This window comes from Syntrophales bacterium, assembly GCA_023229765.1.
GTDB lineage: Bacteria > Desulfobacterota > Syntrophia > Syntrophales > UBA5619 > DYTH01.
The window spans coordinates 1-4352 of sequence record JALNYO010000076.1; the positions used below are offsets into that span (position 1 = coordinate 1).

Annotated in this window: 3 protein-coding genes; all 3 read right to left on the minus strand. The window is 52.7% G+C overall.

Annotated elements, in window-relative coordinates; genetic code table 11:
* Positions 1–189 precede the first annotated feature (189 nt).
* Entirely contained in the window at positions 190–921 is a 732-nt protein-coding gene (locus M0P74_18010; GenBank protein MCK9365482.1) for a hypothetical protein, read from the minus strand.
* Positions 891–1553 (minus strand): hypothetical protein, encoded by a 663-nt coding sequence (locus M0P74_18015; GenBank protein ID MCK9365483.1) that lies wholly within the window; start codon positions 1551–1553, stop codon positions 891–893. The genes M0P74_18010 and M0P74_18015 overlap by 31 nt, the downstream gene beginning before the upstream one ends.
* Before the next feature lie 848 nt (positions 1554–2401).
* Entirely contained in the window at positions 2402–4093 is a 1692-nt protein-coding gene (locus M0P74_18020) for a phage terminase large subunit family protein (GenBank protein MCK9365484.1), read from the minus strand.
* Between the last annotated feature and the right edge of the window lie 259 nt (positions 4094–4352).

The window sequence follows — 4352 nt, forward strand, 5'->3', positions numbered from 1 at the left end:
TGCGCAATCTAATCATTACCCTATATAATATGATCGGGCTTGTTGAACAATGGATTGAGTTCGACCCGCAATTACGTCCGTGCCATCAATTTAACTGCCTCGCGGGTCGACTCAATCCTTATAGGTTATATTATGGTCTGAACGGCTCGGGGAAATTCAGAACACATACAAGTGCTTATTAGCTGCGCTTCAGTTTGGGCCAGTATTCCTATCTTCAATGTCGTTCACTTCTATACTTGAAGGCGAAGGATTTACTGCTGTGGCGTCCCGAGCCTTGTGATCTTTCTCTTTTGTCCTTAAACAATTGCTGTCCGCCTTAGGTCCGCCTTTGTGCTCCTCCTTTGCTCTGTTCGTTCCGAAAATGTTTTCAGCTATCTCCCTGAGCTTAGCAAGCGCGTTATCAGAGAAATAGCCAACCAAAAAAGCAACGCTCACGATTGAAGCAAGTGATTCAACTGCCTGGCGATCGAAGAGTCGAAAAATAGGGGACGAGATAAGTGCAATCGTTACAAACGCCAAGCCACCAGAAATATGTGGCGTGAAAAACCTCCAAAGTTGACGATCCAAATGCCAAAACTGCCGTGCAACGGAATGATAAAGCCATTTCACATCGAAGAGTGTTCCACCCAAAGATCCACTCAGCCATGCTATGGAGTATTTCATGATAGGTTTGTACTTTTGATCGCACAATCCGAACCAATCCTTAGGATATTCAAGCCAAGAAATCACGATGGCAATCGGTATGCCAAGTAATAGGACTGCTAGGTAGGCAGCCTCAAACCAGATGCCGCACTTGGCACCAGGTTCCGAGTACTTTGAGCGCCATTCCAGACGTTCACGACCGTCTGTAGGATCTGATGGTGCGAATCCCGGAATCAACGCTTCATTATTCACGCTGCGATTTCGAGCCGGTTCTTGCATAAGAACACATTTCCATTCTTTGTCCGCAATTTGTTTATCGTAGCCGACACATTGGGAAGCTGTGGATATTCTCTCCAATTGAACTGGTTAAATGCTCCGGTCTGCATTGCAATCGCACGCCGGAATATCTGACTTTCGAAATCTTTGTGTCTGGCTATGCGGCCAGCACCAATGGGTTGTTCGAAATAGAGATAATCTTCACCTTGACCGAAGGCAGTCCGGCATTCCTTGAGCCCCGCTGCGGACCAGTGTACGTCTTTGGGTAAGAATGGAGCCGCCGCAGAGGATAGATCAAAAGCTACAGGCACGAGATGCAAGTGTGCATGATCGACACTACATCCAACGCTGCAATTTGGTCTGCTTGGTCCGTGTTCGAATGCGGCAACTTGCCCGTAATATTGTTGCAGAACCGAGCATAGGAAATGCTTCACCTCCTGCATTTCGGTGGCAACCGAGTCCGGCAGAGCACCCATACAAATGAAGTGCTTTTTGGGCACAAGAAGCAACCAGCCTTCGACTAAAGCACCCAGGGAAGGCAACGCAACGAAGTTTGGAGACTCGAATAGTGGTTCATTCCAAGACTTGGCAGAGCCTTGGTATAAAAGATCCGAACATAGGCGACAATTTGTCATGGCACCATCCTCTCTTTACCTATAGATACACGGTTGATAACAATCATATAACAAATGCCATTATATCCTTTGATCGTTACAAGAACGCCCCTTAAAGCATGGCTAAATTGAATATAATACAAACGAAATCGTGTGTCAAGGAGGATGCCTTCAATCATTAACACTGGAAATCAAGCGGGTTTTCCCCCTATGGCGTTTTGTGGCCTTCAGGAAGTTGGACTCAGCCTTGTCCAGCCACTGGAACATATCACATTTCATACGGTATCCGATAATATACCTCGATAACCAAAATTGCCAACTTTGTTTTTGTTTTCAGAAAGATGGATATTGACTTAACGGTGACTACTGCCTCGCTCCTTACCTTTCCACACTGGTAAACTCGTTTACGATATTAATTCAGCAGGGATAATCTCCTCGGACGAACGATCTCGGCAGCGCCGAACTTGTTCCGGTGCTATTTCCGTTCTTTTGCGTTGCATTCCAGAAACCTCTTTCGCAATGTCGAATTTTATAAACTCTTTTCCTTTCGCTGGCGTGGCCTTGCCGGTTTCTTCCCAAGAGCAGCCCTCCCCGGTGCCGCAATCCCCAGTCCCTTGGCGACCCTATTTTTCCGCCATTCTATAATAAGGTCCTTGTCGCTTTCGTATGTCCCCCCGATTTTAGTCAGAGGGAATTCCTCCTGGATATGCAGTTTCAAAATAGAGTCCCATTGGCGGGGCAATAAAATGGAACTGCAATATTCCAAAATAGCCTTCGCGCCCGACAATGCCGTATCCGTTGTTCCCATATTTACCACCTCATGTTTTCTTCGGTTTTTTGTTCCTGCGGTTTTTTTCGGCGGCCCGGTTCTACGCCTGCTCTTTTTGCGTCTTCATATAAGTCGCCAGCATCTTGAGGCTCGGCAGCCATTCGCTGTCCGCGCACGCGGCGGCGATCACCTCGCAATCGAGGAGATGATTCTCCCGGCGGATCTGCTTCCAGTGAACCTTGCCGCGGCGGTCCTTTACCAGCTCCTCGGCCAGAAGCTGCCGGGCGTAATCGATGCCGGTTTCGGCGTGCAGCAGAAAGCGTTGCGTCTCCCCCTCCTTGCGGTCCATCCGCCAGTGAATAAGCTTTTTGAATTGATCGGTATCCAGAAGGCGCAGTTCGAGCCCTCCCGGGATGGGCTTGTTGAACCGGGGCAGTTTGTCGATCTGCGTGACGCGGATGCGGCCGATCTGCCGGTGCGACGATCCCTTTATCCCGTACACCCGGCCGGGCGGCTGGCGGCGGATCCATTGATACACCTCCTCCGTCTTGGTCCAGACATTGTCGTCGGTCGGACCGCCGCCGGTATCCATCCCCGCGTGCCAGATACCCATCGTTTCGTCGGGCCGCCCCTCGATCGGATAGCGTGTCCGGTAGAGGAGCGTCTCGATATCGGCGAATGTCGTCATGTATCCGTACTGAACCAGCCATGAAGAAAGATCGTCGGCCCAGGCGCGCACGACGAACCAGAAGCCGTTTTTCTGGACATCGATACCGACGGTGAGGGCGATCGCCCCGTTGGGTACCACGCCGGAGGGGAGTTTCGTCTGGTAGGCGAGGACGGCGTTTTCCTTCTTGGAGATCACCGCCTCCTTCCAGACCTCCGCCTTGTGCTGGGTGACGAAAACCATCAATTTACCGGGATCGTCGAGCCCGCGCAGATAGGCGGCCACGACCGAGGAGAGCGACACGAACGGCGAATAATAAGACGGCAGGTGAAAGGCGACAACCTGCGGGCGCTCGACGGGCGCATCCGCCTGCCAGAACCCTTTGGCGACGGCAAGATCGCGCTTGTGATCGTCCCAGAACATTCCGCAGGTCTCGCATTGATACTCGGCCAGGCGTCGGCGAACGATCTCGCGGAGATCGCGGCAGCTCCCTGGCCATGAAAACTGCCCGAAATGCATTACCTGGGGGGCGCCGCAGAGGGGGCAAACCGCATGGTAGCGGCGCAGCTCGTCGGCGTCCTGCTCTATGGCGCGGCCGATGTATCCGGACTCGTCCGCCGGCGTGGACAGGTCGATGATCTTCTTTGTGTATGGATATGCGTTCGTTCTGATCTCGGAGAGGGCCAGCGGGTCGGCCTCCTTGCCGGAGAAATCGGGAAACTTGTCGATCTCGTCGCGGAGCAGATACTTGATCGATTCGGAAGACAGTTCCGCCGCGGATGTTGCCCAGGCCATCATGAAATCCATGCCGTTCGTGAAATTGACGGCAAGGGTCGTCGTGTCGGAGACGTCGTCGCCCAGCAACTCGGCGATTCGCGGCGTCCCCCTGAACGTCGGGATAATCCGCCGCCTGGCGATCCGCTTTGTCACCTTTTCATCGGGACCGACATACATCGCCGGGCCGGGGTCCTGGTCGATCATGTGGCACAGAAAATTGAAGGCGACCTGCGTCTTGCCGGTCTGCGGTGCGAACATAAGGATGATCCGGCGAACGGACGGCTCGCAGATCGTGTCCATCGGGCCTACCAGGTAGGGGGTAACATCGTTTCGCCACCGGCCGGTCATCGGCCCGTTCGTGACGACCCGATGGCGCGCCGCCCACGGCGAGGTCGTGATTCGTTCCTTGCGTCTGAACATCATTGAATTGATAAGGTATTGTTTTTAACTATTTGAAATCATGGATGCCCGACAAAAGCATTCGGGCATGACACGGAGTTTTGCAATTACCTCAAACTATTGGGCCATAGCGGAAGAGGCCACGGCGGCAATGATCGCGGCGCCGATGCCCGATCCGTCATGAACAGCCTTAATGCTGATTCGGGCC

Excerpts from the sequence above, each read along its gene's own strand:
- M0P74_18010 (MCK9365482.1), bottom strand. The coding sequence starts at position 921 with ATGCAAGAACCGGCTCGAAATCGCAGCGTGAATAATGAAGCGTTGATT.
- M0P74_18020 (MCK9365484.1), bottom strand. The coding sequence starts at position 4,093 with ATGACCGGCCGGTGGCGAAACGATGTTACCCCCTACCTGGTAGGCCCG.
- M0P74_18015 (MCK9365483.1), bottom strand. The coding sequence starts at position 1,553 with ATGACAAATTGTCGCCTATGTTCGGATCTTTTATACCAAGGCTCTGCC.